This is a genomic window from Ruegeria sp. CG3, from assembly GCF_056537205.1.
On record NZ_JBQFRC010000001.1, the window covers coordinates 968,429 to 990,169 of the forward strand.

The window sequence follows — 21,741 nt, forward strand, 5'->3', positions numbered from 1 at the left end:
CTATCTGGGCAGTGTTTCGTCGTTTTGGGCCTGAGACGCCAACCAGTGACGGAAGTGCCGAAGTGTCGGATCTTCGGACTTTGAGCTTGGCCAGACCAGGTAATAGGCCCCCATGGTTTCAACCGGATCCTTGCAGGCTGCAACAAGCCTGCCGGTCGCCAGGTCTTGCTCGATCAGATAGTTGGGCAGCAGGGCGACGCCCAGCCCATGCAGGGCGGCTTGATTGATGGTCGTGAACTGATCGTGCACCGTGCCGGGCAGGGCGCCCGTATGCGGAACGCCCATTTGCTTGAACCAGTCTTGCCAGGCGCGCGGGCGGGTCTGGATGTGAAGCAGGGGCAGTTTCAGCAATTCGCGCGGATCGTCCGGCGCGCCTCCTGGCAGCAGCGAGGGGGCACATACCGGCAGAACCCTTTCCACCTTCAGCAGCAGACGCTCGGTTCCGGGCCAATCTGGTTCCCCGAAATGTAACGCGGCATCAAAGGGTTCTGATGAGAAGTTGAACGGCCTCAGACGCGTGGACATGTTGATCGTGATGTCAGGATGCAAACGGGCGAAATCCGGCAGCCGTGGCACCAGCCATCGCATTCCGAATGTCGGCAGGATTGCCAGATTCAGCGTTCCACCCACTGGCGCGACGTGCAGTTTCAGGGAGGCCTGCGCAATTTGGTTCAGACCTTGTCGTATTTCCGCGACATACTCCTGCGCCACCGGCGTCAACGCCAATCGCTTTTTGTCACGCAGAATGAGCTGCACGCCCAGCTGGGTCTCGAGCGTCTGCAGTTGCCGGCTGACGGCGCTCTGGGTCAGCGCAAGCTCTTCCGCGGCGGCCGAGGCGGACCCCAGCCTGTCCAATGCTTCGAGCGCGCGAAGCGAAGAAATTGACGGAAAAAGTCGACGAGGCGTATCCATCCATGCGTTTTACTCATGAAAACTTGCAAATGTCTCGCTGTTTTTTGCGTAAATTGCAGGGTAGGGTGCGTATGAACTTCAGTTTGGAGCCAGAAGATGAACGCCCCCGACACCAAACCTGCATTGCGCGCAAAGGATGCGCCCGATCTTGGCCGCTTTACCTGGGACGATCCGTTCCGCCTGACTGATCAGCTGACCGAGGATGAACGCCTGATCGCCGACAGCGCGCGTGCGTATGCGCAGGAAAAGCTGCAGCCTCGGGTGACTCAGGCGTTTCAGAACGAGGAAACCGATCCTGAAATCTTCCGTGAGATGGGCGAAATGGGCCTGCTGGGCACCACCATTCCCGAGGAATATGGCGGTATTGGAGCCGGTTACGTAGCCTACGGTCTTGTCGCGCGCGAGGTCGAACGTGTGGATTCCGGCTATCGCTCGATGATGTCGGTGCAAAGCTCGCTGGTGATGTATCCGATCTATGCCTATGGCAGTGAAGAGCAGCGCCGTAAGTACCTGCCGAAACTGGCCAGTGGAGAATGGATCGGTTGCTTTGGTCTGACCGAACCGGATGCGGGGTCTGATCCGGCAGGCATGAAAACCCGGGCGGAAAAGATCGACGGCGGCTACCGTCTGACCGGCAGCAAGATGTGGATTTCCAACGCGCCAATTGCCGATGTGTTTGTCGTCTGGGCCAAGTCCGATGCGCATGACGGAAAGATCCGCGGCTTCGTACTGGAAAACGGCGCCAAAGGTCTGAGCGCGCCCAAGATCCAAAACAAGCTTAGCCTGCGCGCGTCAATCACCGGCGAAATCGTGATGGATGGCGTGGAGGTCGACGAAAGTGCCTTGTTGCCGCACGTCGAGGGCCTGAAAGGGCCGTTTGGATGCCTGAACCGAGCGCGCTATGGCATCAGTTGGGGTGTCATGGGGGCCGCAGAATGCTGCTGGCACGCGGCGCGCCAGTATGGATTGGATCGCAAGCAGTTCAATCGTCCTTTGGCGCAGACACAGCTGTTCCAAAAGAAACTGGCGGACATGCAGACTGAAATCGCCTTGGGTTTGCAGGCCAGCCTCACGGTCGGACGGTTGATGGACAAAGCCGAAGCCGCACCAGAGATGATCTCGATCATCAAGCGGAACAACTGCGGCAAGGCGTTGGATATCGCGCGGATGGCGCGGGACATGCATGGTGGCAACGGGATCTCGTTGGAGTTCCAAGTCATTCGCCACATGGTCAACCTTGAGACCGTCAATACCTACGAGGGCACGCATGATGTTCATGCGTTGATCTTGGGACGGGCGCAGACCGGGTTGCAGGCATTCTACTGATCCGCAGTCCAAAGTTCGCGTAATCGGTATTATGTAAATAAATATGTGAAGTCTGGCACCGCCACGTTCGCATTGGCGGTGCTATTTCAACCTGTTACGGTCCTGTGTGAACCCAAGACAGGATGCGCTGATGGACCTTCAAGGAAAAATCGTAGTTGTTACTGGTGCAGCCCACGGCATCGGCAAAGGTATGGCGACGCGCTTCGCGGCGGACGGCGCGCGTGTGATCTGTGCGGATATCGATGAAGCCGGTGCCGAAGCCGTCGCGCAGGACATTGGCGGGCATTCGGTCAAATGCGATGTGGCCGACGAACACGAAATCCAGGCAATGATCGAAAGCGTTGAATCCAGCATCGGCCCCATTGATCTGTTCTGTGCCAACGCCGGCATTCTGACGCTTGGCGGTCTCGATGTTCCCGATGCGCATTGGGATAGGATCTGGAAGATCAACGTCATGTCTCATGTGTGGACGGCCCGCCATCTGATGCCGCGGATGATTGCGCGCGACGGCGGCTACATATTGATCACGGCTTCCGCTGCGGGGCTGCTCAACCAGCCCGGAGCCGCGCCATACGGAGTCACCAAACATGCGGCGGTTGGTTTCGCGGAATGGCTGGCTTTGACCTATGCCGACAAAGGCATCCGGGTCTCGGTCTTGTGTCCTCAGGCCGTCCGATCGGAAATGACCAAAGGGTTTGAAGACTCAGTTGCCGCGATTGATGGCATGCTTGAACCCGAGGACGTGGCACAGGCTTGTGTCGAGGCCATTGGCACCGAGACCTTTCTGGTTCTGCCACACCCGCAGGTTCTAGACTACATGCGCTTGAAAACCGCCGATTACGACCGTTGGATTTCAGGAATGAACAAGTTGAATCAGCAGTTTGCAGGCGATACCTAGTCTTTCTTTCGGGCGCGGCGCAGAAGGCCCTCCTGCGCGACAGATGCAACCAAGGTACCATCCTGCGCATAGATTGACCCGCGGTTGAAGCTGCGTCCCTGCCCCGTCCATGGCGACTCCATGGAATAGAGATGCCAATTCTGGAATTGAACCGGCGCATGAAACCAGATCGCGTGATCCAGGCTCGCGCCATTGATTTCGCCCGTGAACCAGCTCAACCCGTGCGGCCGCATGCCGGAACTCAGCAGTGCCATGTCCGAGGCATAGGCCAGCAACAGGTGTTGGGTCACGTGATCAGCCTGTTCCGCTGCTCCCATGCGGAACCACAGATGGTTTCGGTCATCGCTTTTCTCGGGCTGAAATATGTCCAGGGGATCAATCTCGCGCACCTCGATCGGACGTTCGCGCAGCAATTCGGCGCGCAGCCTTTCGGGAACGCGGTTCAGGTACTTCTGCCGCAATTCATCGCGGGACGGTTGCGTTTCGGGCAATGGGACATCAGGCATCGCGTGCTGATGGTCCCAGCCTTCATCCTGAATGTGGAACGAGGCCGACATGTTGAGGATCTGCTTGCCGTGCTGGATTGCCACCACGCGCCGTGTGGTGAACGACCCGCCATCCCGCGCGCGATCTACCTGATAGATAACCGGAATTTCCGGATCTCCCGGACGGATGAAATAGGCATGCAGCGAATGGCAAAGGCGGTCTTCGACCGTTCGGTACGCGGCCGCCAGAGCCTGCGCAATGACCTGACCACCGAAGATCCGCGTGGGCGTTTCACCGCCGGACCCGGTGCCTCGGAACAAGTCTACCTCAAGGCGTTCAATGTCCAGCAAATCCAACAGGATGCGTTCGGCTTCGGTCATTCGACTCTCTCTGGTTCTGTTCGTGATCGGCCTAGCAGGCCGGCGCGGGTCATTCAATGAGGGCGGCGTGAACCAGGGCTTTGAGTTCTGAGCGTGACGGGTAAGAGCTGGAGGGCGACAACTGAGTAAAGAAAACAGCCGACAGGTCGTTCTTTTGGTCGACCCAGAAAAAGGTCGACGCCATTCCGCCCCAACTGAAATCTCCAACCGATCCAGGGGTACGAGCACGGCCCGGGTCCAAAACCACAGCGCCGCCAAGCCCGAACCCCATGCCTTCCATCGGCTGTTCCGCAAAGCTTTGAGGACCCATGGACGCGATGTCGCCCGGCAAGTGGTTGCGCATCATGAAGTCCACCGTGCTCGGGCCCAGCAGTCGTTGATCACCCGCGTTCCCTTTGGCGCGCAGCATCTCGGCAAAACAGGCAAAATCGTCGATCGTGCTGACCAGCCCACCACCGCCGGAAAACAGCGTGGCCGCTTCGAATGGCGAGTTTCCGGCCTGATCCACCAATCGCAACGTTTCGCCGCCGGACCTGGCCGCGTTCAGGGCCATCGCGTCCCCATCGAGCGGTGTGTAGAGCGAGGCGAACCGGTCCCCTGCCCCTTTGGGAACCGAAAACCCGGTTTCGTCCATCCCAAGCGGCCCAAAGATCTCATCGGCAAAGAATTGGTCCAGACTTCTGCCGGACACGACTTCGACCACCCGTCCGATAACGTCGATGCCGACCGAGTACTCCCAGCGGCTGCCGGGTTGAAATGCCAGCGGCAATGCAGCCACGGCCCGAACCTGATCGGCCAGCAGACCCTGGTCCGGTTTGAACATCAGGTCCTGAGCATCCATCGCAGCAGGCAGAAGGCCCGGATTGAACGGATAGCTTAGCCCGCTGGTGTGAGTCAGCAGTTGATGCAGGGTCGGCGGCGTCGAGTCTTCTGTTTGATCAATGGATTGCGCGTCTTTCCGCAACGCCTTCATTTCGGCGAATTCCGGCAGAAACTCGGATACCGGCGCCTCAAGGTGCATCAGACCTTGTTCTACCAGCATCATCAGCGCTGTCGTGGTCACCGGCTTGGTCATCGAGTAGATGCGAACCAAGGTCTCGCGGTCGAACGGCAAATCACTCTCGAGACTGCGCAATCCGCAATCGTGAAAGAAAACTTCGCGCCCGTGCTGCTTCAACAGAAAGGCGCACCCGGGATATTTTCGTTCGTCCACATACCTTTGCATCCATGTCTGAATGCGGTTCAGCCTCGTCCGATCAAACTGCATTGGCCAAAATTTCCCCGTTTTTTCTATCACCTACGCGCAATCCTGCCGCCCCGTGGCAGAGAAAAACAGCCCAAAAAACAAAGCCGGCAAAAATTGCCGGGAGGGCGATCAGCAAGTCCGCTCTCGGCCACAACCCACGACGCTGTTAGACTGACGGCGTTCTGGATTCGTGATTTGCAGCCGTTACCCCCTGATTTCGCCACCGGCCGGAGGTGCCAGATGACGCAGAACGTGGAATTCGTATACGACTTTTGCAGCCCAAACGCTTACCTCGCTCATAAGGTTTTGCCAGATCTCGCCGCGCGGCACGCGGCCAGGATCCGTTATGTGCCGGTTCTGCTGAGCACAGTTTTCAAGGCCACCAACAACCAGAGCCCATTTCAGGCGTTCTCAGAAAATCGGAAGAAATCGGCGTATCTGACCCATGACCTGCACCGCTTTGCGCGGCGGCGCGGCCTGATCTTTCATATGAGCCCCTATTTTCCGCTGAACACGAAGTTCGCCATGCGTGGGGCAGTCGCGGCGATGGGAAAACCTTGGGAAGGCAGATACATAGATGCCGTTTTTGACGCAATATGGGTGCACGGGCAAAAGATTGACGACCTGAATGTGTTGACCGACATCGTTCAAGAACGTGACCTGCCCGTACGAAAAATCCGCGAGGCGATCACCGGCGATTTGGCCAAGCAGACTCTGAAGGATCAGACAAAATCGGCCGTCCGCCGCGGAGTTTTCGGGGTGCCCTGCCTGTTTGTCGGGTCTGAGATGTTTTTTGGTAAGAACAGCCTGGCCAACGTAGAACTTGAACTCGAGGCGTTGCACTGAGGTTTCATGGACGCAGTCCCAATTGCCGGGCGGCATCTATCAGCTTGTGCGCGTGGTCTCCTTCAAGCTCTTCCGGGGTCACGTAAAAGCTGGGTCCGCCGATATTCAATCCAAATACCCGCCCGTCGCTGGCGGTGGACACCGGAACGGAAATGGCATGGACGTCGTCCCGCCACAGAGAATATCCGGTACAATAACCTTGTGTATCGTATTCATCCAACGCGGTTTTTATCGAGTCGCGCAGGTGATTTTCGGGCAGGTTCAGATCGCGTCGAGCAGCGTAAATCGCCGTTTCCCTTTGATCCTCGGTCATGCCAACCAGAATGGCCCGCCCCATGGCCGAGGAGAACAACGGCAGCCGGGATCCGACATGCATGGTAAGCGCCACGTTCTGCGTCGACCTGCTGACCGCGACGTATACGACCTCGGCCCGATGTGCTTCGCCCAGGGCGGCCGTCAGGTACGGATTGGCTCCATCGCGCAGTTCCCTCAGCACCTCGACGGCACGCTCGCATATGTCAGCCGCACCCAGAACTCCGAATCCCAGCCGCAGCACTCCGACGCCAAGCCGATACGAACCGCCTGCGTGATCCTGAACAAGGTAACCCAGTTGGCACAGCGTATGGGTCAACCGCGAGATCGTTGGCTTGGGCAGACCCGTGCGTTCAGCAAAATCCGTGTTGGTCAGGGCCGTTTCGCCGTGGCGAAAGCACCGCAGCAGTTCAAGCCCCCGCGCCAGTGCAGTGACGAAGTTCCGATCCTTGCCAATGTCGGCGCTTGATGATGTCTCGGATACCACGCCTGCCCCTCTATCCCAGCGCTGCCAGACCATGTTTGGCGAACATCGGCACATAGGCTCCGAATGCACGCGCCCGGGCCGGATCGGAGGCGTTCCCGTCCAGGGCGCGTTTGTAGACACCCTGGAGAATTCCGGCCATGCGGAAAAAGTTGAACGCGAGATAGAAGCCGAAATTGTCGATGCCCGGTAGTCCGCGCCGCTGACAGTATGAGGCGATGAAATGCTGATCGCTGGGCAGCCCGAGGCTGTCTCGGTCAACACCGGCCAGCCCCCGACCCTCCTTGCCCGGCGGCATCTGCCATTGCATGATTACGGCCGCCAGATCGGCATAGGGATGGCCGATGGTGGACAGTTCCCAATCCAGGACCCCGATGCAGCGGGTGCCGTCCCGCTCGAACATCAGATTGTCGATGCGATAGTCGCCATGAACCAGCGTTCGTTGACCATCATCCGCCGGGATCGAGCTTTCCAGCGCGTCGATCAGCGCATCCATGTCGGCAACCATTTCGGTTTCCGAGGCGCGATACTGTTTGGTCCAGCGCGCGATCTGGCGTTCAAAGTAGTTTCCGGTCGGTCCGTAGTCGGACAGGCCCACGGCGTCGATGTCGACCATGTGCAATTCGGCCAGAACCCGGTTCATCTCATCCAGAACGGCGCTGCGGGTTTCGTTGGTTTCGCCCTTCATGGTCGGTTCCAGAAAATTCCGGCCGACGAGACGCTCCATGACATAGAAGGCAGAGCCGATGATGCTGTCATCCTCGCACAGCACGTACATGCGAGGCACCGGTACTTTGCTGTGCGCCAACGCGGTCTGAACACGGAATTCGCGGTCGACCGCGTGGGCAGATTTCAGCAGAACTCCTGGCGGTTTGCGCCGCAGAACATAGGATTTTCCAGGCGTGCGCAGTTCGTAGGTCGGGTTGGACTGACCCACCGTGAACTTCGTCGCCTCAAGCGGACCGGCATAGCCTTGCAGGTTGGCGCGCAGATAGGCATCAACGGCGACAAGGTCGAGGGTGTTCGGGTCATCGCTCATGCGATCGACCTCGCTTGATACTGGACCGGGTTTCACAGGGCATCAGCAAAGATGTTTCCTCCGGTCAGAACGTTGATACCACCCGAGACCGGGATCACGGCGCCGGTCACGTAACTGCCGCCGCGTCCGCTGAGGAACAGCATACAGCCCGCGATGTCCTCGTCGCGCCCGACACGGCCCAGCGGGACCGACTTGCCCACTTTCTCGCGTTTTTCCTCGTCAGCCGTGGCAAAGGCGGTCATGCGCGAAACGAACGGTCCCGGTGCCAGAGCATTCACTGTCACGCGGTAGGGCGACAGCTCCTTTGCCATGATCTTGGTCAGATGGATGACGGCCGCCTTGGACGCGGAATAGCTGTAGGCGCCATCGCCCATCGGAACTTCTCCCATCACCGAGGCGACGTTGATTACCCGTGCAGGATCATCGTCCGAGCCCGATTGCATCAGGAGAGGAAGCAGCTTCTGGGTCAGATGAAAGATGCCGGCGACATTCACGGACATGACTTTGTCCCAGGCGTCATAGGGAAACTGTCCCATTGGCGCGCCCCATGAAACGCCGGCATTGTTCATAAGGATATCAAGCTTTTGGGTGCGGTTGTTCACCTCTTCGACCAGCGCATCAATACCGGCCTCGCTGCTGACGTCACCGGCAAATCCTTCAGCGGTTCCGGGCGCATCCAGCGCGTTCAGTTCGGCGGCCACAGCTTCGCAGGCTTCGCCCTTGCGCGAGGCGATCAGCACCCGCGCTCCCGCGTGCAGCAGAGCCTCGGCTGCCATCCGACCAATGCCGGTCGCGCCGCCCGTGACCAAAGCAGTCTTGCCCGCTAGCGAAAATAAGTTCTCCGGTGTCATCAGCCTCTCCCCATAATTCGTTTTTATTGCGTCCTGAGTTCTATTTCAGGTCGGGTCAGTTTCACTATGCAGAATTGCATTTCACATCTGCCTTGACAACATGGTGTGAGGACCCGACCTTCGGGCCAACAAATGGCGAGGATCGGAAAACGAAATGCAAGCATTACTCAGCGTCGCCCCGGGTGGTCCGGAAACACTTGAACTGACCACCCTGCCCGATCCAACGCCCAAAAAGGGTCAGGTGCTGATCCGGGTACGTGCGGCAGGCGTGAATTTTCCGGACACGCTGATCATCCGCGATTTGTACCAGATGAAACCACCGCGCCCCTTCGCGCCCGGAGGGGAGGTGTCGGGCGATGTGATCGCCGTTGGAGATGGTGTTTCCGATCTGAAGGTCGGTGACCGCGTTCTGGCCCTGACAGGTCACGGAGGTTTCGCCGAACAGCTTTGCATTCCGGCCGCCAGCGCCGTTACCATCCCGGAGTCCATGCCGTACGAGGATGCGGCTTGTTTCATTTTCACCTACGGAACGTCCTACCATGCACTGAAGGATCGCGCCGGGCTCAAAGGCGGTGAAACTCTGTTGGTGCTTGGGGCCGCTGGCGGTGTCGGCTCGGCCGCGGTTGAATTGGGCAAAGCCATGGGCGCGCGTGTGATTGCTGCGGTGTCCACGGAAGACAAAGCTCAGTTCTGCAAGGATTTGGGCGCTGATGAAACGATCGTCTACTCCAAGGAGATGACGCGAGAGGCGCAAAAAGCGTTCTCGGCAGAAGTCAAGAAGCTGGCGGGCGGTGATGGCGTTGACGTGGTCTATGATGCGGTTGGCGGCGACTACGCCGAGCCAGCATTGCGCGCGATGGCCTGGAAGGGGCGGTTTCTGGTCGTTGGTTTTGCGGCCGGTATCCCCAACATCCCGTTGAATCTGCCTTTGCTCAAAGGCTGTGAGATCGTCGGCGTGTTCTGGGGCGCGTCCGTATTCCGCGATCCGGCCGGACATGCCGAAAACTTGCGGGAACTGTTTGCCATGTATCATGGCGGCAAGATCAAGCCGCGTATCAGCGCCCGCTTCTCCTTGCCCCGCGCCGCCGAAGCTTTGGAGATGTTGGGCGCCCGGTCGGTTCTCGGCAAAGTTGTCGTGTCCATCGACTAGGAACGACATTCACGGTCGTTTCACCGCCTGTCCCCAAGACCTGACCTGCGCCTGCTCGCCTCATGAGAGCAAAGCCGGTAGACGCGTTTTCAATTCGCGGCTATGAAACAGGTATGGGGACAGAAAAATAATGCGTAGTATTCTTGTATTGAACGGACCGAACCTGAACCTTTTGGGCACACGGCAGCCCGAGGTTTACGGTCATACCACCTTGAAGATGATCGAAGGCTTGTGCGTTTCGCATGGCGCATCGATCGGGTTGCGTGTCGAGTGCGCCCAATCAAACCATGAAGGTGTGTTGATCGATGCCATCCACGCCGCGCGCGGAACCCATGACGGGATCGTCCTGAATGCCGGCGCGTATACCCACACGTCAATAGCGTTGATGGATGCCATTTCGTCGGCTCAACTGCCGGTGGTCGAGGTTCACCTGTCCAATATCCACGCCCGCGAGGCATTTCGGCACAAGTCCTACATCTCGGCCGTCGCCATCGGGCAGATATGCGGCTTTGGCGCTCAAAGCTATGTTCTAGCGCTGGAAGCGCTGGCCGCGCATCTTCAGGAGGGTGGCGGCGCATGATGACGCTCAAGGAATACCTCAACTTTCTGAGCTATGTAAAAACCCTCGAAGAGCTTTGGGCCGCGCACACCGAACAGATGGCCAAGTATGGTTTTGACCGCCTGTTGTACGGACACACACAATACCGCACCCAAACGTCTTTGGGCGACCCCGAAGACTTCGTGATCCTGACCAATCACTGCAAGGAATACATGGACGGTTTCCTTCGGGATGGTCTCTATTTCCATGCGCCCATGCTGAAATGGGCGCTGGATCACGAAGGGGCCGCAAGCTGGAGCATGATCCGCGAGATGATGTCCAGCGGCACGATGACCAACGAAGAACGCAAGGTGTACGAGTTCAACCGCTCGAAAGGGATCACCGTCGGCTACACGATCAGTTTCACTTCGGTGTCCATGCGGTCGAAGGGGGCAATTTCGCTGGCCGCTCTGAACCGCAGCCAGGACGAGATGGACGAGATGTGGGCCGAGCACGGCGATGATATCCTGCTGATGAACAACATCGCCCACCTCAAAATTCTGACCCTGCCCTACAATCCCCCGAACCGCGCCTTGACCAAGCGGCAGCGTGAGGCTTTGGAATGGGTGGGTGACGGTAAAACGACCCAGGACATTGCCCTGCTGATGGGATTGACTTCGGCAACTGTTGAAAAACACCTCAGACTGGCGCGCGAGGCTCTCTCTGTCGAGACGACTGCACAGGCGGTTTTAAAGGCTTCGCTGCAGAATCAGATGTTCGTCATGGAGGTCTGAAGCCGCTGTCGCGCGGCGGTTGACCTTAGGTAAGGAATACATGACTTCCTAAAACTGCGCAGAAATTGCACATTGACCCTGTTCCGTGAGTGGTGGCTTTAGCCAAGGAACATTTGGACGGATCTTTGTATTGCCAAGGCTCTCCGTTCGCTCTGACAAAGGGCGCTTATTCGTCCGCGTGCCGATGTCGGAAATTTTGGGGGGCCTCGACCATCCCCATCTTGCGGGGCCCTCCAATTACTACTCTGATCAATCGGAAATTCGCCAATAAAAAACCGGTCGCGCGTCGCGCAACCGGTTTCGGATGTTTTTGGAGCAGCCCGGAAAACCCGGGCTGAACAGGCGTCAGCCCTGAGCCGCTTTGGCGACTTCGGCAGCAAAGTCTTCTTTTTCGACCACGATGCCTTCGCCAACTTCCAGGCGAACAAAACCGGTGATGGTTGCGCCGGCTTCCTTGGCCGCTGCTTCCACGGTCAGGTCGGGGTTCACAACGAACTGCTGGCTCAGCAGGGTCGATTCCGCGACGAATTTCTTCATGCGGCCCTCGATCATCTTTTCGATGACCTGCTCGGGCTTGCCGGACTCGCGCGCGATGTCCATCTGGACCTGCTTTTCTTTTTCGACAACGGCCGGATCCAGGTCGGCTTCGGACAGAGCGGCCGGGTTCACGGCTGCGATGTGCATCGCGACCTGCTTGCCGATGGCTTCATCGCCGCCCGACAGAGCAACCAGAACACCGATCTTGCCCATGCCGTTGGTTGCGGCGTTGTGGACATACGAGACCACGGTGTCGCCCGACAGTTTGGCCATGCGGCGGACCGACATGTTTTCGCCGATGGTGGCGATCTTGTCGGTCAGCGTGTCGGCAACCGACTTGCCGCCCAGATCAGCGGCCAGCAGTTCCTCAACCGAGTCAACGCCCTGGGCTGCGTAGGTGATCTTGCCGACCATTTCCTGGAACTCGGCGTTCTTCGCGACAAAGTCGGTTTCCGAGTTCACTTCGACAGCAACACCGTTGCCACCTTCGACGTGAACGGCAACCAGGCCTTCTGCTGCGGTACGGCCGGATTTCTTTGCGGCCTTCGCCAGACCTTTGGTGCGCAGCCAGTCAACGGCCTCGTCCATGTTGCCGCCGGTTTCGGTCAGCGCTTTTTTAGCGTCCATCATGCCTGCGCCGGTCGAGTCGCGCAGTTCTTTCACCATTGCTGCAGTGATTGCCATCTCTTGGCTCTCCTCAATTCAAACGGAATTGGGGCAGGTCTACCCTGCCCCATATGTCATTTACGTGACGGGCAGCTTACGCTTCGGCCGACGCTTCGGCTTCTTCTGCAACGGCTTCTTCAACCGGTGCTTCTTCGAACTCGCCCAGGTCGACGCCGGCGGCGCCCAGCTGAGCCGTCATGCCGTCCAGTGCAGCGCGTGCGGCCAGGTCGCAATACAGTGCGATTGCACGGGCAGCATCGTCGTTGCCGGGGATGATGTAGTCCACACCATCCGGCGAGCAGTTGGTGTCGACGACGGCCACAACCGGGATACCCAGTTTGTTGGCTTCTGCGATGGCCAGTGCTTCTTTCTTGACGTCGATGACGAACAGCAGGTCAGGAACGCCGCCCATCTCGCGGATGCCGCCCAGCGAAGCCTGAAGCTTGGCCTGGTCACGCTCCATTCCCAGACGCTCTTTCTTGGTCAGGCCTTCAGCGCCCGATTCCATGGCTTCGTCGATCTGGTTCAGACGGTTGATCGACTGGGAAACGGTTTTCCAGTTGGTCAGCGTGCCGCCCAGCCAGCGGTGGTTCATGTAATACTGAGCCGATTTTTCAGCGGCTTCGGCGATCGGCTGTGCAGCCTGACGCTTGGTACCGACAAACAGAACGCGGCCACCTTTGGCGACGGTGTCACGTACCGCCTGCAGCGCCTGGTCCAGCATCGGAACGGTCTGGGTCAGGTCCATGATGTGGATGCCGTTGCGTGCGCCATAGATGAAAGGCGCCATGCGGGGGTTCCAACGCTGTGTTTGGTGACCAAAGTGAACGCCAGCTTCCAGCAGCTGACGCATGGTGAACTCGGGAAGAGCCATGCTATGTTTTCCTTTTCCGGTTTTCGCCTTGGCGGGGGTGAAAGAAGCGTTTGCTCCAACCGGCGGCCTTGATGAGGATGTCTCCCTCAAAACGACCAAACCCCGCCTGCGGATTTGAATGCCGCGCGTATACGGCAGGTTGACTGACGGTGCAAGAGGCTTTTGCCCCTATTTTTCTGGCCGCGCCAAGGCATGCCCGTGGCGAACGGCCTGCTCGCAATGCGCGGCCAAAGCCTTGCGGTTGTCGAAATCGCTGACCCGGGCCGGAGAATGATAGATCAATTCGACCCGCCCCTGCCGCCGCGCGCCCAGCGTCTTCAGAAGATGCGGGGCAAAATCCATGTCCCCCCACCAGCCATAAAACCGATCCGGCTGCCCATCGGGCGCGTGATAGACAACCGAAACCGGCTGAACATACATGAAGTCACGCAGTTCATCTGCAAAGAATGCCGCAAAAAGCGTTGTTTTGAATGGCAAAACCCGCAGTCCGTCCGTCGATGTGCCCTCTGGAAAAAACAACAGCTTGTGCCCGACCTTCAGACGGTCCTCGAACAGTCTGGTCTGCTCGCGCGCTTTCTTGGGATTGCGTTCGATGAACACGGTTCCGGTGGCCCGGGCCAACCAACCGATGCCGGGCCAACTCGCCACCTCGGCCTTGGACACGAAGTATACACGCTTGCGGGCGTTGAGCGCGAAGATGTCCAGCCAGGACGTGTGGTTGGCGACAACGGCCCCGCGCTGCTGCATCAGCTCGCCCGAGCTTGAAAATCCGATCCCAAGAATTCGAAACGCATTGCGACACACGAATTGGGCAATGAACGGCGTTACCGGCCGACGCAGGCCAAAGATGGGTCTTTCGACCAGGCGCACAAGCAACAGAACGATCAGACCACCGAACACCAGCACAGCCAGAGGAAGCCCCCGCAGGATCACCAAAATCCAACCCCACACGCCCAACTCAACCGGGTCCGGGTCGTCCGAGCTGTGCCAGACAGCACCGTTTGGCACGTCACGCTCCGCCATAGATGCGTCTCTGTCTTTCGTTCATCCGAGTGGTGTCGAGGATCAGGCAAACGTCGGTGGTGTTGAAGGCATGGTCGATGAATGCCCCCTCGCCCACAAACCCGCCCAATCGAAGATAGGCCTTGATCAAGGCCGGAACCTGCAACATCGCACCCCGTCGATCCAGCGCATCTTTCGGAACCAGGTTCATGTTCTGAAAAACATCCGGCTGCGCCCGCACCCGCAGTTCGGGTGGAGCCAGGTGGTTGTGATGCAGCATCGACAGAGGCTGGGCAAGGTGCTTGACGTCTGTGCCGTGAAAACTGGCAACGCCGAACAGAACTTCGATCTCCCGTTCGGACACATATTTTGCGAGGCCATTCCACAAATGATACATTGCGGTTCCGCCGCGATAGTCCGGATGCAGGCAGGACCGGCCGAGTTCCAGCAACTTGCGGCCGCTGTTTTTCAGAACGGTAAGGTCGTATTCATCCTCAGAGTAGAACCGTCCGACTTCAGCTACGCGGTCACCGGGCAACAGGCGGTAGACTCCGACCACTTCTCCGGTGACGTCGTCATAGGCCAGCATATGATCAAAATACGGGTCGAACTGGTCGCGTTCCAGGCCCTCTGCATGATCGACCATCTCTCCGCCACCGCCCAATTCACGCACGAAGACGTCATAACGCAGCCGCTGCGCCGCGCGCAGTTCCTCGTCGGTTTCGGCAAGTTTGACAGTGAATGAAGGGCCCGTATCCGGCATGTGGAATGGTCGTCGTCTTGTTGCGATCCCAGCGCTGATACCGCAGCTGCGCGGCGAATGGCAACACGAACCGGGTGGCGAGCCCCGTTAACCTTTCCTAAACCAGTTTCATGGATCAAGAACCGGCATCAAGGCGATGCGTGTTCCGTCAATCACCACTTTGCCCTGGTCGCGAAAGTTCACGGTGATCTTGCCCCCGATGTTGGACTGGACCTGTCCAACGCCCCAGTCAGGGAAATCTGGGTGGCGGACAAACATGCCCGGTGCAAGAATGGCATTCAGATCTGTCATGCGGCGGCTCCGGGTCGGGCATGGGGGATACCACAGGAGGTACGCATGGGCGACACCAACGTCAACCTGGCCGAGTTGATCGGCTCTCGGATCTGCCACGATTTGATCAGCCCGATCGGCGCGATCACCAATGGGCTGGAACTGTTGGAGATGGTTGGCGGCACCCAGGGCCCCGAGATGGAACTGATCACCGGCAGCGTCGGCAGCGCCGGGGCGCGGATTCGGTTCTTTCGCGTGGCCTTTGGCGCGGCCAGCGATCAGCCGCTGGGCCGCAGCGAAGTGACGGACCTGCTGCGCGATGTCAACCACGCGGGCCGTGTCCGGGTGCATTGGAACGTCACCGAGGCGATGCCGCGCAATCAGATCAAACTGGCCTTTCTGGCCATCATGTGCTGCGAAAGCGCCATGCCCATGGGCGGCGAGGTCAAGATTGACAGCGTGGGCGATAAATGGACGGTCACCGGTACGGCCGACCGCATGAATGTCGATCCCGACCTGTGGAAAGGCTTCCCAACCGGCACATTCGCCAACAAGGTCACGCCGGCGCAGGTGCAGTTCGCCCTGCTGCCGCAGACGGCGGCCGCTCAGGGCCGCCGGGTTTCGGCCGAGACGGGCGCAACCCGCGTGGTGCTACGGTTCTGACGCAGCGCCTCAGGCGCGCGTCGTGCCGTTGCCGCGCACCAGGTATTTGAAACTGGTCAACTGCGCCGCCCCCACCGGGCCGCGCGCGTGCATCTTGCCCGTGGCGATTCCGATCTCGGCGCCCATTCCGAACTCACCCCCGTCGGCAAATTGGGTCGAGGCGTTGTGCATCAGGATCGCACTGTCGAGCCGTTCAAAGAAGCGGTCGGCGGCGGACTGATCCTCGGTCATGATGCAATCGGTATGGTTCGATCCGTATTGCCGGATATGCGCGATTGCTTCATCGATATCGGTCACCGGTTTTGCGGCGATGATGCTGTCCAGAAACTCCTTGCCCCAGTCGGCATCGGTGGCCGGCACGGTGCCGTCGATGGCCAGCGCACCCGCGGCATGGACCTCGACGCCAGCGGCCAGCAGCGCCGCGATCACGTCGCGCCCCAGCGTTTCCGCGATATCCTGATGCACCAGCAGGCATTCGGCCGCCCCGCAGATGCCAGTGCGGCGCGTCTTTGCGTTCAGCACCACGTCCAGCGTTTTCTGCGGATCCGCCTCCTTGTCGATGTAGATGTGCACGATCCCTTCAAGATGGGCAAAGACCGGCACCCGCGCCTCGCGCTGGACCAACCCGACCAGCCCCTTGCCACCACGCGGCACGATGACGTCGACATAGTCGGTCATGGTCAGCAATTCCTGCACCGCCGCCCGATCACGGGTCGGGACCAGCTGGATCGCATCCTCGGGCAGGTTTGCGGCCTTCAGACCCTCGACCAGGCAAGCGTGGATCGCGGTTGAAGAATGAAAGCTCTCGGATCCGCCGCGCAGGATCACGGCGTTCCCCGACTTGAGGCAAAGCGCCCCGGCATCAGCGGTCACGTTCGGGCGGCTTTCATAGATCACGCCGATCACGCCCAGCGGGGTGCGTACGCGGCGGATGTTCAGCCCCGAAGGCATATCCCATTCGGCCAGAACCTCACCCACTGGATCGGTCTGTTCAGCCACGGTGCGCAACCCGTCGACCATGCCCTGAATGCGCGTCTCGTCCAGCATCAGACGGTCCATCATAGCCGGGCTCAGACCCTTTTCGCGGCCGTAGTCCAGGTCTTTCTTGTTGGCCTCGATGATCTGCGCACGGTTCTTCCACACAGCGTCGGCGGCGGCAATCAACGCGGCGAGTTTGCGCTCGGCCGAAGCAAAGGCCAGATCCCGAGACGCATCCTTGGCGCGCTTGCCAAGATCGGCCATCAGGGCGGGAATGCTATCAAAGTCCTTCATGTCATCTGCCTTTCCGGTCGTCGGACCAGCCAAATCTATCAGTTTTCGCGGCTACAAAGCCAGATCGTCACGGTGGATCATCACCGCACGGCCGGGATAGCCGAGTGCGTCCTCGATCTCGGAGGATTTGCGCCCCTTGATGGTGTCGGCCTCGTGCGCGGTATAGCGGCTGAGGCCCAATCCCAAACGCCGGCCCTCGTGGTCCTTGATGGCCACCGGGTCGCCCCGTCCGAAATCGCCCGTCACTTCGACGATGCCGGCCGGCAACAGGCTCTTGCCATTCTCCAGCGCCCGCGCAGCCCCTGCATCGACCGTGATCTCGCCCCGCGGCTTCATCGCCGAGATCCAGCGTTTGCGCGCCGCATGCGGGTCCAACTTGGCTTTGAACCAAGTGCTGTTCGCGCCATTGTTCAGCAGTTTCAGAGGGTTCAACGGCGATCCTTCCGTAATCGCCATGTCACAGCCCGCCGCCGTCGCCATCTGCGCGGCCATCAGCTTGGTCTTCATGCCGCCCTTGGACAGCCCCGAACCGGCATCACCGGCCATCGCCTCGATCTCGGGCGTGATCGCGTCGATCACGGCAAACCGGGTGGCGGACGGGTCCTCGGCGGGGTTGCCGGTGTAGAACCCATCGACATCGGACAGCAGAATCAATTGATCCGCACCGACGGTCACGGCGATCTGCGCGGCCAGGCGATCATTGTCGCCGTAACGGATTTCATCCGTGGCCACCGTGTCATTTTCGTTCACGATGGGCACGACACCCAGCCCCAGCAGAGTTTCCAACGTCGCGCGCGAGTTCAGGTACCGGCGGCGGTTCTCGCTGTCTTCAAGCGTTACCAGAACCTGTGCCGTGGTGATGTCGTGGGGGGCCAACGCCTCTTCATAGGCCCGCGCCAGCCGGATCTGCCCGACGGCGGCCGCGGCCTGGGACTGCTCCAGCGACAGCGCGGTTGCGGGCAGGCCCAGAACACCGCGCCCCAGCGCGATCGAACCGGACGAGACCAGAACCACATCGGCCCCCTGCCCCTTGAGCCACGCCACGTCCTGCGCCAGCGAATGCAACCACTCCGAACGCAGCTTGCCGGTCGCACGATCGACCAGCAACGCCGAGCCGATCTTGACCACCAGGCGCTTTGCGTCGGTCAGGGCTGCCACGTCTCGCGCTCCTCGGTGGGTTTCTGGCGCAGGCGGTTTTCGTCGATCTGGGCGCGCAGGGCTCGCAGAACCTCGGTGACGCCCTGCCGGGCGACGCCCGACATGGTCATCACAGGGCCGCCGACGGCCTCTTCCAACTCGGCCTTGGCCAGTTCGAGCTGTTCTTCGTCCAGCGCGTCAATCTTGTTCAACACGGTGATCCGGGGCTTGTCAGCCAGCGCGCCGCCATAGGCCTCAAGCTCGTGGATGATGGTGTGATAATCCTGCGCGATGGTCTCCGACGTGCCGTCGACCAGATGCAGCAACACCGCGCAGCGTTCGACATGGCCCAGAAAACGGTCGCCGATGCCGCGGCCTTCATGCGCGCCTTCGATCAGGCCGGGAATGTCGGCCACAACGAATTCCACGTTGTCCACGCCAACGACGCCCAGATTGGGATGCAGCGTGGTGAACGGATAATCGGCGATCTTGGGCCGCGCGTTCGAGGTGGCGGCCAGAAAGGTCGATTTGCCCGCGTTCGGCATGCCCAGCAGACCCACATCGGCAATCAGCTTCAGACGCAGCCATATCGTACGGTCCACACCCGGCTGCCCAGGGTTGGCCCGCCGCGGCGCCTGGTTGGTGGCCGATTTGAAATGCAGGTTGCCGAAACCGCCATTGCCGCCCCGCGCCAGCAGGACTCGTTGCCCCACTTCGGTCAGGTCGGCGATTACCGTCTCCTGATCTTCGTCCAAGATCTCGGTTCCGACGGGCACGCGCAGAATGATGTCGTCACCATCCTTGCCGGTGCGCTGCTGGCCCCGGCCGGGCTGTCCGTTCTTGGCAAAGAAATGCTGTTGATAGCGGAAGTCGATCAGGGTGTTCAGCCCGTCCACGACCTCGGCCCAGACGGACCCGCCCTTGCCGCCGTCCCCGCCATCAGGGCCGCCGTATTCGATGTACTTTTCGCGTCGGAAGCTGACGCACCCGCTACCGCCGGCCCCGGACCGGATGTAGACCTTTGCAAGATCGAGAAATTTCATGTCAGTCCCCTACTGCAAAGGCCCCATCGGCCACAAGTCAGAGTTTTTTGCTGTACGTCCAGGTGGGCACATTTGCGTCGCGCGCCACCGAGAAGCTTTCGGCATCGCCAAGATACTGGAACCCGCAATGGGTCAGGACCCGCGCCGAGGCGGGATTGTCCTGAAACACGCTGGCAAACATCGTGGCGTTTTCCAGCGGGTTCGCCTGAACCAGCGTTTCCACCGCCAGCGAGGCGATGCCCGTGTTCCAATACAAGGGCGCGACCCAATAGCCCACTTCGGACTGGTTGCGATCCAGCCGCTTGAGCGAGATCACCCCGATCAACTCGGGCCCGCCATCTTTGGTGGCGTCCATCGCCCAGACGTCCTCGTCCCGGTCCTCGGCCATGGCGCGGGTCACGAAAGCCTCGATCGAACCGGGCGGCAAGGGGTGCGGGATCGACGTGGTCATGCGCGCCACGCGCTCGTCCCCGGCGTAGTGCTCGATCAGGCCCATGTCCGACCGGCGCAGCGGGCGCAGGTCGAACCGCTCGGTTTCAATGACCGGCTGATTTATGATTGCCTCAAGTTTCATTGGTGTGTTCCTCCTCCGAACAACACGAAAAGTACGGATGCAACAGTCAGACCCGCGAGAGTCCACATCAGATATTTTTCCGCCGGCCGTCCCGCAACCACGCGGGCAATTCTATCGCCCGCAAAAGTCCAGATCGGGTGCAGGACCACCTGGCAGGTCAACAAAACGAGCGCGATCGTGAGCGTCGCACTCAGCACCGATGTTCCCGCCGCGACGAACCCGGTGAATCCCGCGATGATCATCGCCCAGGCCTTGGGGTTCAGCGGATGGACCACCAACCCGGCCCAGAATCCGGGAACCGCCTCGCCCGCGTCCTGATGCGACAGGCGCAGGTTGGCGATTTTCCACGCAAGCCAGCAAATATAGGCCGCCGAAGCATATTTCAGAACCGCGAACGCTGTCGGAGCCTGTTCTGCCAGTTGCAGAAGGCCAAAGCCCAGCGGCCAGATGATCAGCTGCTTGCCCAGAATCACGCCAGTCACGAAAGGCAGCGCCGCGCGGAACCCATAGCGCGCACCCGTTCCCAACAGGACCATGTTGGCCGGTCCCGGCGTGCCGACCTGGCTGGCGGCAAAGATCAGGAAACTGGTGGTTGCAACGGGCATCGGGGCTTTCGATCAAATCTGCGTCAAAACGAGAAAGGGGACCGGCACTTTGTGCCGGTCCCCCATGAATTTTTCTTAAACCTTCTGGGTTTCGGCTTACTCTGCGGCCTCCGCCACTGGCAGGACCGAAATGAAGGTGCGGTTTTTCAGTCCTTTGTGGAACTTCACGGCGCCATCGACAGTTGCAAAGATGGTGTGATCCTTGCCCATGCCCACGCCTTCGCCCGGCCAGAACTTGGTGCCGCGCTGACGCACGATGATGTTGCCTGCAACGGCGGCTTGGCCACCATACAGTTTCACGCCAAGGCGACGACCCGCTGAGTCGCGGCCGTTACGGGAGGAACCGCCAGCTTTTTTATGTGCCATTCTCTCTCTCCTTAGCCTTTGGCCAGATCTTTGGCCTGCTCAACCCATTCGGGTTTCACTTTGACCGTCTCGATAGCAGCAATCTGCTCCTCCGACAAGGCGGCCAGAGCGGCAAAGTTTTCGATACCGGCTTCGGCCAGTTTCTTGGCAGCTGCGGGACCAACACCGGTGATCTTGGTCAGATCGTCAGCGGCAGCAGCAGCGGCCGGGGCTTCTGCCTTGGCAGCGGCTTTCTTGGCGGGTTTCGCTGCTTTCGCAACTTCACCTGCCGGAGCCGAACCGGTTGCGGCCTTGACGCCCGACTTGTCCGCGCCCGAGGGCAGGATGTCGGTGATCTTGACCAGGGTCAGCTTCTGACGGTGGCCAACGGTGCGCTTCGAGCTGTGCTTGCGGCGGCGCTTGACGAATTTGATGACCTTGTCACCTTTGATCTGTTCGATCACTTCCGCCTGAACGGCCGCGCCATCGATGAACGGCGCGCCGACAACGGGGGCATCGCCACCCAGCATCAGAACGTCGTTGAATTGGACTTTTTCACCTGCGTCGGCAGCCAGTTTTTCAACGCGGAGCACGTCGCCCGCCTGAACCTTGTACTGCTTGCCGCCAGTCTTGAGGACTGCAAACATGCGTCTTTCCTTTTTCTACCGCGTTCTGTGGTCCCCGTCAGACGGGTGTTTCGGCCAAGGCCACCTCGAACAGCGCGCCCT

The 21,741-nt window shown here is 59.9% G+C and carries 25 protein-coding genes; 7 read left to right on the forward strand and 18 right to left on the reverse strand.

The annotated features are described in order from the left end of the window. Window positions 1-912, reverse strand: a complete 912-nt coding sequence (locus tag ACR0NB_RS04815; RefSeq protein WP_170528578.1) for a LysR family transcriptional regulator — start codon at window positions 910-912, stop codon at window positions 1-3. A 96-nt stretch (window positions 913-1,008) separates the two neighbouring features. Here ACR0NB_RS04815 and ACR0NB_RS04820 point away from each other — a divergent pair, with 96 nt between their 5' ends. Continuing rightward, entirely contained in the window at window positions 1,009-2,238 is a 1,230-nt protein-coding gene (locus ACR0NB_RS04820) for an acyl-CoA dehydrogenase (protein ID WP_480775067.1), read from the forward strand. Between the two features lie 130 nt (window positions 2,239-2,368). Beyond that, window positions 2,369-3,136 carry an SDR family oxidoreductase gene (locus ACR0NB_RS04825; RefSeq protein ID WP_480775068.1) on the forward strand — a complete coding sequence of 256 codons (768 nt, stop codon included), beginning with the start codon at window positions 2,369-2,371 and terminating at the stop codon, window positions 3,134-3,136. Here the strand turns inward: ACR0NB_RS04825 and ACR0NB_RS04830 are convergent. After that, window positions 3,133-4,002 carry an acyl-CoA thioesterase gene (locus tag ACR0NB_RS04830; protein WP_480775069.1) on the reverse strand — a complete coding sequence of 290 codons (870 nt, stop codon included), beginning with the start codon at window positions 4,000-4,002 and terminating at the stop codon, window positions 3,133-3,135. The genes ACR0NB_RS04825 and ACR0NB_RS04830 overlap by 4 nt on opposite strands. A gap of 49 nt (window positions 4,003-4,051) precedes the next feature. Next, window positions 4,052-5,269: a serine hydrolase domain-containing protein gene (locus tag ACR0NB_RS04835; protein ID WP_480775070.1), complete on the reverse strand. Its 1,218-nt coding sequence runs from the start codon at window positions 5,267-5,269 to the stop codon at window positions 4,052-4,054. Window positions 5,270-5,488: 219 nt separating this feature from the next. Between ACR0NB_RS04835 and ACR0NB_RS04840 the strand changes: the two genes are divergently transcribed. Continuing rightward, window positions 5,489-6,094: a DsbA family protein gene (locus tag ACR0NB_RS04840; protein ID WP_480775071.1), complete on the forward strand. Its 606-nt coding sequence runs from the start codon at window positions 5,489-5,491 to the stop codon at window positions 6,092-6,094. Between the two features lie 4 nt (window positions 6,095-6,098). On the opposite strand, the gene ACR0NB_RS04845 is transcribed toward ACR0NB_RS04840, so the two are convergent. From ACR0NB_RS04845 to ACR0NB_RS04855, 3 genes are read right to left on the reverse strand one after another with little or no spacing between them, the layout of a single operon-like run. Then, a complete protein-coding gene (locus tag ACR0NB_RS04845; protein WP_367646590.1) occupies window positions 6,099-6,893 on the reverse strand; it encodes an IclR family transcriptional regulator in 795 nt (264 codons plus the stop codon). 10 nt (window positions 6,894-6,903) lie between these two features. Next, entirely contained in the window at window positions 6,904-7,929 is a 1,026-nt protein-coding gene (locus tag ACR0NB_RS04850; protein ID WP_480775072.1) for a phosphotransferase, read from the reverse strand. Between the two features lie 32 nt (window positions 7,930-7,961). Then, window positions 7,962-8,780, reverse strand: coding sequence for an SDR family NAD(P)-dependent oxidoreductase (locus tag ACR0NB_RS04855; protein ID WP_480775073.1), 819 nt, complete (start codon window positions 8,778-8,780; stop codon window positions 7,962-7,964). A 154-nt stretch (window positions 8,781-8,934) separates the two neighbouring features. Between ACR0NB_RS04855 and ACR0NB_RS04860 the strand changes: the two genes are divergently transcribed. From ACR0NB_RS04860 to ACR0NB_RS04870, 3 genes are all read left to right on the forward strand, one after another. Further along, window positions 8,935-9,930 carry an NADPH:quinone oxidoreductase family protein gene (locus ACR0NB_RS04860; RefSeq protein WP_480775074.1) on the forward strand — a complete coding sequence of 332 codons (996 nt, stop codon included), beginning with the start codon at window positions 8,935-8,937 and terminating at the stop codon, window positions 9,928-9,930. Window positions 9,931-10,060: 130 nt separating this feature from the next. Beyond that, on the forward strand, window positions 10,061-10,510 hold the full coding sequence (aroQ, locus tag ACR0NB_RS04865; protein WP_480775075.1) for a type II 3-dehydroquinate dehydratase: 450 nt from the start codon (window positions 10,061-10,063) through the stop codon (window positions 10,508-10,510). After that, window positions 10,510-11,262, forward strand: a complete 753-nt coding sequence (locus ACR0NB_RS04870; protein ID WP_093962957.1) for a LuxR family transcriptional regulator — start codon at window positions 10,510-10,512, stop codon at window positions 11,260-11,262. The genes aroQ and ACR0NB_RS04870 overlap by 1 nt, the downstream gene beginning before the upstream one ends. A gap of 345 nt (window positions 11,263-11,607) precedes the next feature. Here ACR0NB_RS04870 and tsf read toward each other — a convergent pair whose 3' ends face one another. The 5 genes from tsf to ACR0NB_RS04895 all read right to left on the reverse strand — a co-directional run bounded on the left by tsf (window position 11,608) and on the right by ACR0NB_RS04895 (window position 15,395). After that, complete coding sequence (tsf, locus tag ACR0NB_RS04875; RefSeq protein ID WP_093962057.1) at window positions 11,608-12,483, reverse strand: translation elongation factor Ts; 876 nt, start codon at window positions 12,481-12,483, stop codon at window positions 11,608-11,610. Between the two features lie 76 nt (window positions 12,484-12,559). Continuing rightward, entirely contained in the window at window positions 12,560-13,339 is a 780-nt protein-coding gene (gene rpsB / locus ACR0NB_RS04880) for a 30S ribosomal protein S2 (protein WP_093962056.1), read from the reverse strand. Between the two features lie 168 nt (window positions 13,340-13,507). After that, window positions 13,508-14,362 carry a lyso-ornithine lipid O-acyltransferase gene (olsA, locus tag ACR0NB_RS04885; RefSeq protein WP_170528560.1) on the reverse strand — a complete coding sequence of 285 codons (855 nt, stop codon included), beginning with the start codon at window positions 14,360-14,362 and terminating at the stop codon, window positions 13,508-13,510. Beyond that, on the reverse strand, window positions 14,349-15,104 hold the full coding sequence (olsB, locus tag ACR0NB_RS04890) for an L-ornithine N(alpha)-acyltransferase (protein WP_170418905.1): 756 nt from the start codon (window positions 15,102-15,104) through the stop codon (window positions 14,349-14,351). The genes olsA and olsB overlap by 14 nt, the downstream gene beginning before the upstream one ends. Before the next feature lie 108 nt (window positions 15,105-15,212). Continuing rightward, a complete protein-coding gene (locus ACR0NB_RS04895) occupies window positions 15,213-15,395 on the reverse strand; it encodes a DUF3553 domain-containing protein (protein ID WP_170339192.1) in 183 nt (60 codons plus the stop codon). Window positions 15,396-15,440: 45 nt separating this feature from the next. On the opposite strand from ACR0NB_RS04895, the gene ACR0NB_RS04900 reads away from it, so the two are divergent. Continuing rightward, window positions 15,441-16,037, forward strand: coding sequence for a histidine phosphotransferase family protein (locus ACR0NB_RS04900; protein WP_170442688.1), 597 nt, complete (start codon window positions 15,441-15,443; stop codon window positions 16,035-16,037). 9 nt (window positions 16,038-16,046) lie between these two features. Here ACR0NB_RS04900 and ACR0NB_RS04905 read toward each other — a convergent pair whose 3' ends face one another. The 7 genes from ACR0NB_RS04905 to ACR0NB_RS04935 all read right to left on the reverse strand — a co-directional run bounded on the left by ACR0NB_RS04905 (window position 16,047) and on the right by ACR0NB_RS04935 (window position 21,660). Continuing rightward, window positions 16,047-17,309, reverse strand: a complete 1,263-nt coding sequence (locus tag ACR0NB_RS04905) for a glutamate-5-semialdehyde dehydrogenase (RefSeq protein WP_480775076.1) — start codon at window positions 17,307-17,309, stop codon at window positions 16,047-16,049. 51 nt (window positions 17,310-17,360) lie between these two features. After that, the gene (gene proB, locus ACR0NB_RS04910; protein ID WP_480775077.1) at window positions 17,361-18,467 is read right to left on the reverse strand and encodes a glutamate 5-kinase; all 1,107 of its coding nucleotides are present in this window, start codon (window positions 18,465-18,467) and stop codon (window positions 17,361-17,363) included. Then, window positions 18,455-19,489 carry a GTPase ObgE gene (gene obgE / locus ACR0NB_RS04915; RefSeq protein WP_480775078.1) on the reverse strand — a complete coding sequence of 345 codons (1,035 nt, stop codon included), beginning with the start codon at window positions 19,487-19,489 and terminating at the stop codon, window positions 18,455-18,457. The genes proB and obgE overlap by 13 nt, the downstream gene beginning before the upstream one ends. A gap of 37 nt (window positions 19,490-19,526) precedes the next feature. After that, window positions 19,527-20,063 carry a GNAT family N-acetyltransferase gene (locus tag ACR0NB_RS04920; RefSeq protein ID WP_170339204.1) on the reverse strand — a complete coding sequence of 179 codons (537 nt, stop codon included), beginning with the start codon at window positions 20,061-20,063 and terminating at the stop codon, window positions 19,527-19,529. Then, window positions 20,060-20,668 carry a LysE family translocator gene (locus ACR0NB_RS04925; protein ID WP_480775079.1) on the reverse strand — a complete coding sequence of 203 codons (609 nt, stop codon included), beginning with the start codon at window positions 20,666-20,668 and terminating at the stop codon, window positions 20,060-20,062. The genes ACR0NB_RS04920 and ACR0NB_RS04925 overlap by 4 nt, the downstream gene beginning before the upstream one ends. A gap of 96 nt (window positions 20,669-20,764) precedes the next feature. Further along, on the reverse strand, window positions 20,765-21,034 hold the full coding sequence (gene rpmA / locus ACR0NB_RS04930; protein WP_005983052.1) for a 50S ribosomal protein L27: 270 nt from the start codon (window positions 21,032-21,034) through the stop codon (window positions 20,765-20,767). A gap of 11 nt (window positions 21,035-21,045) precedes the next feature. Next, on the reverse strand, window positions 21,046-21,660 hold the full coding sequence (locus ACR0NB_RS04935; RefSeq protein ID WP_480775080.1) for a 50S ribosomal protein L21: 615 nt from the start codon (window positions 21,658-21,660) through the stop codon (window positions 21,046-21,048). Window positions 21,661-21,741 lie beyond the last annotated feature (81 nt).

What these genes read in the sequence shown, in the direction of transcription:
- ACR0NB_RS04815 (WP_170528578.1), bottom strand. Translation starts at nt 912, where the DNA reads ATGGATACGCCTCGTCGACTTTTTCCGTCAATTTCTTCGCTTCGCGCG.
- ACR0NB_RS04820 (WP_480775067.1), top strand. Translation starts at nt 1,009, where the DNA reads ATGAACGCCCCCGACACCAAACCTGCATTGCGCGCAAAGGATGCGCCC.
- ACR0NB_RS04825 (WP_480775068.1), top strand. Translation starts at nt 2,369, where the DNA reads ATGGACCTTCAAGGAAAAATCGTAGTTGTTACTGGTGCAGCCCACGGC.
- ACR0NB_RS04830 (WP_480775069.1), bottom strand. Translation starts at nt 4,002, where the DNA reads ATGACCGAAGCCGAACGCATCCTGTTGGATTTGCTGGACATTGAACGC.
- ACR0NB_RS04835 (WP_480775070.1), bottom strand. Translation starts at nt 5,269, where the DNA reads ATGCAGTTTGATCGGACGAGGCTGAACCGCATTCAGACATGGATGCAA.
- ACR0NB_RS04840 (WP_480775071.1), top strand. Translation starts at nt 5,489, where the DNA reads ATGACGCAGAACGTGGAATTCGTATACGACTTTTGCAGCCCAAACGCT.
- ACR0NB_RS04850 (WP_480775072.1), bottom strand. Translation starts at nt 7,929, where the DNA reads ATGAGCGATGACCCGAACACCCTCGACCTTGTCGCCGTTGATGCCTAT.
- ACR0NB_RS04855 (WP_480775073.1), bottom strand. Translation starts at nt 8,780, where the DNA reads ATGACACCGGAGAACTTATTTTCGCTAGCGGGCAAGACTGCTTTGGTC.
- ACR0NB_RS04860 (WP_480775074.1), top strand. Translation starts at nt 8,935, where the DNA reads ATGCAAGCATTACTCAGCGTCGCCCCGGGTGGTCCGGAAACACTTGAA.
- aroQ (WP_480775075.1), top strand. Translation starts at nt 10,061, where the DNA reads ATGCGTAGTATTCTTGTATTGAACGGACCGAACCTGAACCTTTTGGGC.
- ACR0NB_RS04870 (WP_093962957.1), top strand. Translation starts at nt 10,510, where the DNA reads ATGACGCTCAAGGAATACCTCAACTTTCTGAGCTATGTAAAAACCCTC.
- tsf (WP_093962057.1), bottom strand. Translation starts at nt 12,483, where the DNA reads ATGGCAATCACTGCAGCAATGGTGAAAGAACTGCGCGACTCGACCGGC.
- rpsB (WP_093962056.1), bottom strand. Translation starts at nt 13,339, where the DNA reads ATGGCTCTTCCCGAGTTCACCATGCGTCAGCTGCTGGAAGCTGGCGTT.
- olsA (WP_170528560.1), bottom strand. Translation starts at nt 14,362, where the DNA reads ATGGCGGAGCGTGACGTGCCAAACGGTGCTGTCTGGCACAGCTCGGAC.
- olsB (WP_170418905.1), bottom strand. Translation starts at nt 15,104, where the DNA reads ATGCCGGATACGGGCCCTTCATTCACTGTCAAACTTGCCGAAACCGAC.
- ACR0NB_RS04895 (WP_170339192.1), bottom strand. Translation starts at nt 15,395, where the DNA reads ATGACAGATCTGAATGCCATTCTTGCACCGGGCATGTTTGTCCGCCAC.
- ACR0NB_RS04900 (WP_170442688.1), top strand. Translation starts at nt 15,441, where the DNA reads ATGGGCGACACCAACGTCAACCTGGCCGAGTTGATCGGCTCTCGGATC.
- ACR0NB_RS04905 (WP_480775076.1), bottom strand. Translation starts at nt 17,309, where the DNA reads ATGAAGGACTTTGATAGCATTCCCGCCCTGATGGCCGATCTTGGCAAG.
- obgE (WP_480775078.1), bottom strand. Translation starts at nt 19,489, where the DNA reads ATGAAATTTCTCGATCTTGCAAAGGTCTACATCCGGTCCGGGGCCGGC.
- ACR0NB_RS04920 (WP_170339204.1), bottom strand. Translation starts at nt 20,063, where the DNA reads ATGAAACTTGAGGCAATCATAAATCAGCCGGTCATTGAAACCGAGCGG.
- ACR0NB_RS04925 (WP_480775079.1), bottom strand. Translation starts at nt 20,668, where the DNA reads ATGCCCGTTGCAACCACCAGTTTCCTGATCTTTGCCGCCAGCCAGGTC.
- rpmA (WP_005983052.1), bottom strand. Translation starts at nt 21,034, where the DNA reads ATGGCACATAAAAAAGCTGGCGGTTCCTCCCGTAACGGCCGCGACTCA.
- ACR0NB_RS04935 (WP_480775080.1), bottom strand. Translation starts at nt 21,660, where the DNA reads ATGTTTGCAGTCCTCAAGACTGGCGGCAAGCAGTACAAGGTTCAGGCG.